The sequence below is a fragment of the Allohoeflea poritis genome, assembly GCF_027889715.1.
GTDB classification, from domain to species: Bacteria; Pseudomonadota; Alphaproteobacteria; order Rhizobiales; family Rhizobiaceae; genus Hoeflea_A; species Hoeflea_A poritis.
The window spans coordinates 105,116-111,551 of the sequence record NZ_JAPJZH010000016.1 but is presented as its reverse complement, the minus strand read 5'-3'; the positions used below and the strand labels follow the sequence as shown (position 1 = coordinate 111,551).

General features: G+C 58.8%; 8 protein-coding genes. 4 read left to right on the top strand and 4 right to left on the bottom strand.

The features are described from left to right. Positions 1–388: 388 nt before the first annotated feature. On the top strand, positions 389–1,105 hold the full coding sequence (locus OOZ53_RS21280) for an ankyrin repeat domain-containing protein (RefSeq protein ID WP_271091749.1): 717 nt from the start codon (positions 389–391) through the stop codon (positions 1,103–1,105). A gap of 2 nt (positions 1,106–1,107) precedes the next feature. Here OOZ53_RS21280 and OOZ53_RS21275 read toward each other — a convergent pair whose 3' ends face one another. The 4 genes from OOZ53_RS21275 to OOZ53_RS21260 form a co-directional block, all read right to left on the bottom strand. Further along, positions 1,108–1,308: a hypothetical protein gene (locus OOZ53_RS21275; RefSeq protein WP_271091748.1), complete on the bottom strand. Its 201-nt coding sequence runs from the start codon at positions 1,306–1,308 to the stop codon at positions 1,108–1,110. Positions 1,309–1,374: 66 nt separating this feature from the next. Then, positions 1,375–2,271, bottom strand: coding sequence for an NAD-dependent epimerase/dehydratase family protein (locus tag OOZ53_RS21270; protein ID WP_271091747.1), 897 nt, complete (start codon positions 2,269–2,271; stop codon positions 1,375–1,377). Next, a complete protein-coding gene (locus OOZ53_RS21265; protein ID WP_271091746.1) occupies positions 2,268–3,122 on the bottom strand; it encodes a glycosyltransferase in 855 nt (284 codons plus the stop codon). The genes OOZ53_RS21270 and OOZ53_RS21265 overlap by 4 nt, the downstream gene beginning before the upstream one ends. 16 nt (positions 3,123–3,138) lie before the next feature. After that, positions 3,139–4,359 carry an NAD-dependent epimerase/dehydratase family protein gene (locus OOZ53_RS21260; RefSeq protein WP_271091745.1) on the bottom strand — a complete coding sequence of 407 codons (1,221 nt, stop codon included), beginning with the start codon at positions 4,357–4,359 and terminating at the stop codon, positions 3,139–3,141. A gap of 169 nt (positions 4,360–4,528) precedes the next feature. Here OOZ53_RS21260 and ybgC point away from each other — a divergent pair, with 169 nt between their 5' ends. The 3 genes from ybgC (at position 4,529) to tolR (ending at position 6,435) form a co-directional block, all read left to right on the top strand. Next, positions 4,529–4,957 carry a tol-pal system-associated acyl-CoA thioesterase gene (ybgC, locus tag OOZ53_RS21255; protein ID WP_425499207.1) on the top strand — a complete coding sequence of 143 codons (429 nt, stop codon included), beginning with the start codon at positions 4,529–4,531 and terminating at the stop codon, positions 4,955–4,957. 288 nt (positions 4,958–5,245) lie between these two features. Next, positions 5,246–5,962, top strand: a complete 717-nt coding sequence (gene tolQ, locus OOZ53_RS21250; protein WP_271091743.1) for a protein TolQ — start codon at positions 5,246–5,248, stop codon at positions 5,960–5,962. Positions 5,963–5,979: 17 nt separating this feature from the next. Continuing rightward, positions 5,980–6,435: a protein TolR gene (gene tolR, locus OOZ53_RS21245; RefSeq protein ID WP_271091752.1), complete on the top strand. Its 456-nt coding sequence runs from the start codon at positions 5,980–5,982 to the stop codon at positions 6,433–6,435. Position 6,436: the final 1 nt, after the last annotated feature.

Below are 6,436 nucleotides of genomic sequence, written 5' to 3'. Positions count from 1 at the left end.
CCCACACCTTCTTCTCGGCCATCTGTATCGCCGCAACCGTCGCATTCTGGCTCTGATCAATGAGTCCTGAGCCTAGCCAGGCGGCGTACTCACAAATACGGAGTACACCACAACCAGTCGTCACCGGATACTTGCGATGCAGGTGGTGATGTCTCAGTTGCGGGTTCTACCATCGTTTGCCGGAAGCGCTCCACCGACCGCTTTCAGTGAGAAGGTCAAGACCATCCGCATTGGCAGGTCGCAAAAAGCTGGAGTATGGCATTAAGTCAGAAAATGATGGTGTCATTTTTTCCGAAAATGGCATTCCAATTCGCTAATGGGAATACTTGCACGGCGCTGTGGAGAGCTCGAGAACAAAGATCAATGACCGTGCCAAGGAGAGCATACGATGTATCCTTCGGTTGCGATTTGCGCAAAAGCAGGAACTGGACTTTGTGTCGCCATTTTCATTTTGTGCGCCATTGCATCGAAAAGTGTGATGGCGCAGGACTGTCCGACCTGTGATCTGGATTGGGCCGAATCTGCAAAGGTCGACGATGTTCGGCGGCTCTTTGCCACCGGTGTTTCTCCCAATGGCCGCTCATGGTCAGGTGGGCGATTGTCTTTTTTGATTGCCTACAAGAACCCGGACCCGGCAACCTTGGAGGTTTTTTTCGAGGAGGCGGAAAGGCTGCAAGAGCCTCTTGTCCTTGTGGAGGGCAAAGCACCCAATAGCATCTGGAACACGGCCCTGCATCACGCGGCAAGAAATGATCACACAGGCATGTTGAAACTGCTGCTCGAAAAGGGTCTCTCACCTCACTGGACGGACGACAAATACGCTACGCCGCTCATGGCAGCGATCGCCCACAGCCAAAATATCGAAACCTATCTGATACTGCTCGATGCGGGAGCCGATCCAAACGCCCGAGACGGTCTCGGTTGGACCGCAGCGCACCTTGTCGCCCGATTTGGTAGAAATCCCGATGTGCTGGATGTTCTCTTTGAGCACGGCCTTGTACTCGATGCGCAATCGGACAGCGGACTTTCTCCGCTTGAAATTGCTGTGGAATATAACTCGCAAGAAATGCAAGAAAGGTTTCGGGCGCTTCTGGAGGGAAACTAAGCTCAGGGCTCATTGATAACAACCAGAACGCGACGGTTGCGGCGATGCAAAAGCTGAGAGAAGGTGTGGGCGTATCGGTCGTAGCTTGTTGCGATGCGCCACCAGTCCTTGAGCTTGCCAAACATGTAGTCGATCTGGTGGCGCTGGCGGCAGAGTTCCCCGTCCTGCGAGATTTCGATCTTGCGGTTCTTCGACGAGGGCATGAAGGCTTCAGTGCTTCTGTCAGCGAGCGCCGCGCGGAACCAGTTCCAATCTAACTCAGAATTGCTCTAGTTCTCCACAAGACGGGCGACTTCGGATTTCAACAAGTCCACACCGCCCGGCCGCCAGCCGAGTCTCCGCAGCCTGGTTGTATCCATGACATTGCAGGACGCGCTGTCGGCTTTCGCCGGCAGCGGATTGTTGCAGCCGGTGTTGGCAGCAACGATTTCCAGCAGGTCATGATGGTCGACGAGCAGGTCGGAGACATTGAAGACCTTTCCGGCCACTTCGATTTCATCGGCCTCCAGCACTTGCCGGACTGCGCTCGCGACATCGCGGCCATGGACCTCGGTGCCGCAGCGGGGCTCAACCGGTCGCCCATCCAGGTAATTGGCAAAAAGTGATTGCCATTTATGTGCCGCGCCTAGTGCCGACGATCCGTAAACGCCGGTGATACGCAAGCTGGCGACGACAAGCCCGCTTTCGCGGTTCAGTTTCCGCAGATGGCGTTCGCAGGCCAGTTTCACGGCGCCGTAATGGGTGTCGGGATGCGACGGCATCGCTTCGACAAGCCTCGCACCCGGAGCTTGCCTCCCATAAGCTGCGCGGCTTGAAAGAAACACGCCGCGTTTTATGCCCGCCTGTGCCGCCGTATTGAACAAAAGCAATGTCGCCAGGAAGTTGCTGCGCCAGAAGCCGGGAACATCATCGCCTTCACCGCCCCGATAGCGGCCCTTTTCATGCGAGAAGGCGGCGTGGACGAGCATGTCGCAACCGGCCAGGACCTGGCTGAAATGCGCTTTCGGATCGAGCGACAGGGGGATGAAGCGCACGGGCGCGCGGAACACGTCCGGCTCCGGGGCGTTCCTGCCGGCAATCGTGACCTCGTATCCGTGTTCGAGCAGGTCGTCGACGATGAAGCGGCCGACCGTTCCGCTGCCGCCGGTCACCAGAACATGTGTCATGCGCCGCTCGACGGGTTTTTCAGCGATCGGATATCGGGAATGGTGTCACCGGTCAGATAGGCCTGCCACAGCGCAATGAGCGGTGCCAGTCGCCCGGCCTTCGGGTGATCCTTCTCCCAGGGTTTCTCATACTGGAAATGAAGGATGCCGATGGACGGCCAGTCCCAAAGCGCGGGCATGTTGAACCAGACATATTGCAGCATGTTGTAGAAGACCGGCAGCCCGTGCCAGTCCGGAAAGTAGTCTTGCAGGAAGGTCTGGTCGGTCCGTTTCCAGAAGATGTCCGGCTTGTCCAAAGCGGCCAGCATGTCGCCGAACGTCGCTGCGGACGGTTCGGCGACGAAGACGCCGGAATTCAGCCTGTGAAAATCGGCGAGCGATTCATAGACATTGGGCGCAGCGGAAAACTGCGGATAACCGAAGAGGCGATCGATGTTGCGCAGGACAATGGCGTCGGCGTCGATGAACACGCAGCGTTCGTATTCCTCCAACTGCCACAGCCGCAGCTTGACGAAATTGTCGAGCGGCGTGTGAAAGTCCGGCTTGCGGCCTTTGGTGAAGGGGGCATCGGCATGCAGACGGGCGCGGGCGTGGCGCTGATTGAAGCCGTCCGAGGTGGGCAGCAATTCGGCCCTGATCAGCCGCGCGCCTAAAGCCTCAACCGCATGCAGGTCGGAGGCCGGCACGGCGCCGGTGTGCAGCACGACAATGTCGGCCCGTGTTCGGGTGAGCACGATGGACCGGACCAGCGCAAGCGCGCCCGCCGCATAGTCGCTGTTGGTGACAAGCGTTACATAGGCGGTCTTGCTGCCCGTCGGTTTCGACGCGATCAGCTCCGGATGCTCATCCACGGCGCGATTGTCCCGGTTACGACGCCGATTTCAGCGATTTGCCTTCGGGGTCGCGGTTGATCGTCGGCTCGATGTCCTTGGTCCAGGCCGATACGGCCGGAATGCGGCTGCGGTCGACGCGGTAGGAGTATTTCCTGGCCACCTCGACAACCTCTTCGAGCAGGCCTTCTTCCAGCGTGATCGGATCGAGGCCGAGTTCGAGGAATTGCTCATTGTGTACGACGAGATCGTTTTCCGGCGCTTCCTTGCGCGGGTTGGGCAGGTAGGCGATGTCGACGCCGGTCAGCCGCGAAATCAGCTCCGCAAGATCCTTGACCCGGTGGGTTTCGGTCATCTGGTTGAAGATCTTGACCTTGTCGCCGGCCTGAGGCGGGTTTTGCAAGGCAAGCTCGATGCAACGCACGGAATCCTGGATGTGAATGAATGCCCGGGTCTGGCCGCCGGTGCCGTGGACCGTCAGCGGATAGCCGATCGCCGCCTGGATCAGGAAGCGGTTGAGCACGGTGCCGTAGTCGCCGTCATAGTCGAACCGGTTGATGAGCTGCTCGTGGCGGCGCGTTTGCTCCGTGTGGGTGCCCCAGACGATGCCCTGATGCAGGTCGGTGATCCGCACCGCGTCATTCTTGGCGTAGAACTGGAACAGGAGCTGATCCAGGCATTTCGTCATGTGGTAGATCGAGCCGGGATTGGCCGGATAGAGGATGTCCTGCCGGACCGTATCGCCAGCCATGGTGTCGATGCCCACTTCCAGATATCCCTCCGGAATGGCCGCGCCGACGGTCGAATAGCCGTAAACGCCCATCGTGCCGAGATGGACCAGATGCGAATCGACGCCGGTCTCCACCAGGGCGTTGAGCAGATTGTGCGTCGCGTTGACATTGTTGTTGACCGTGTAGTTCTTGTGCCGGTCGGACTTCATCGAGTATGGCGCGGCCCGCTGTTCGGCGAAGTGGACGATGGCGTCCGGCTTCTCGGCCGCCAGCCAGGACTTGAAGACATCGTAGTCGCGCGCGACGTCGATCAGGTGGAAGTGGATGCGCCGCCCTGTCTCGTGATGCCAGATGCGGGTGCGTTCCTGAATGGAATCCATCGGGGTGAGCGACTGCACACCGAGCTCCGTGTCAATCCAGCGGCGGGAGAGGTTATCGACGATGTGAACGTCATGTCCCTGTTCCGAAAGGTGAAGCGATGTCGGCCATCCGACAAATCCGTCACCACCGAGAACCGCAATTTTCATGGGAATATCCTCCATTCGCATCTTTGGCGAGCGTTAGACCGCAATTATGACAGGAATACAATGACCAGCGGGCCCATATGTCACTTGTGTGTCAATCGGGCATTGCTCTGGCAATGAAATTGTGTTCGGTCAACCGCGCGAACACCCATAGTTGTTGATGGAGGCCATGTTGAAAGAGGCGCTTGCCGGAGAACTTGTCGGAAACGGCCACCGGCTTCTGCAGCGGGTCTATTACGAGGACACCGACTTTTCCGGTGTCGTCTACCACGCGCGCTACCTGAATTTCCTCGAACGCGGCCGCACCGACTACCTGCGCTGCCTCGGCGTCAATCAGAGCGCCCTGGCCGATGGGCAGGACGGGCTGGCATTCGTCGTCTACCACATGGATATCGCGTTTCGCGCCGCGGCGAGAATGGACGACATTTTGGAGATCACCACCGAGCCGGAGCGTCTGACCGGCGTGCGGCTCGTGCTCAAACAGAAAATAGCGTGCAATGACAAGCAGTTAATTGCCGCAACGGTCACCGTGGCGACGGTCGATCGGCAAGGCCGGCTTTCGCGGATGCCGAAGGAGACCGCCCAATTGTTTTGCCTTTGACCCTTGTGCCCCGGAAATACTTGATAATTTCACGTTCCCGTCATTGTACGGAATTAACACTTGCCTTATTTCCTAACCTGTCATTAACCATAACCGTGCCTTAATGGAATTTGAGGGATTGCGCATTTCTTGCGCCTTCCTTTGACCAAAATTTGCCGCGACAAGGCAGGCCCGGGTGAGTGAGACGGTGCGAGCAGTAAAAGCGAAACCGGACCGCATCAAGCGTCTATCGACGCGGATCCTGCAAGCGTGCGGCGGCGCAACATTCTAATTCTAGGATCGGACGGTATGGAACAGGTAGGTCTGGCTGCCACTAACGAGGTTACGCTTTGGGCACTCTTCATTGAAGCCAGCTTCGTGGTCAAGCTGGTGATGGTGGGACTGGTCGCCGCGTCGATCTGGACCTGGGCAATTATCATCGACAAGACGATCAATTTCGGCCGCGCGCGGCGTCAATTCGACCGCTTCGAACAGGTGTTCTGGTCCGGCCAGTCGCTTGAAGATCTCTATCAGATGCTCTCCGACCGGAAAACGAGCGGCATGAGCTCGATCTTCGTTTCCGCCATGCGGGAATGGAAAAAGTCCTTCGAGCGCGGGGCGCGCTCGCCCATGGGCCTGCAGATGCGCATCGACAAGTCGATGGACGTGACCCTGGCACGGGAAAGCGAGAAGCTGGAGGCGCGCTTGGGTTCGCTCGCCTCGATCGGATCGTCGGCGCCGTTCATCGGCCTGTTCGGCACCGTGGTCGGCATCATGACCTCCTTCCAGGCCATCGCCGGATCCAAATCGACCAATCTCGCGGTTGTTGCGCCCGGTATCGCCGAAGCGCTGCTGGCCACCGCAATCGGTCTTCTCGCCGCCATTCCCGCTGTGATCGCCTACAACAAATTCTCCTCCGATGCCGGCAAGCTGACCGCGCGCATGGAAGGTTTCGCGGACGAGTTCTCCGGCATCCTGTCGCGCCAGATCGACGAAAAGCTGCAGCCGCGCCAGGCAGCCGAGTAGGGTTTGCATCAATGGTTATGGGGACAGATACATCAACCTCCGGTGTCCGCCGTCGCGGTGGCGCACACCGGCAGGGCAGGCGGCGCAAGCCGATGAGCGAAATCAACGTGACGCCGTTTGTCGACGTGATGCTGGTGCTGCTCATCATCTTCATGGTCGCGGCGCCGCTATTGACCGTCGGCGTGCCGATCGATCTTCCGGAGACGGAAGCCAGCGCGCTCAATTCCGAGACCCAGCCGATCACCGTGTCGGTCAACGAGGCCGGCGAGATTTTCCTGCAGGAAACCTCCATTCCGCTCGATGAAGTGGTTCCGAAACTCCAGGCGATTGCAACGACCGGGTATCAGGAGCGCATTTATGTGCGCGGCGACCGCAATGCCGACTACGGCACCGTCATGCGCGTGATGGCGCGCATCTCCTCCGCAGGGTACAAGAATCTAGGCCTGGTCACCCTGCAGGAGCAGGATGGCTGAT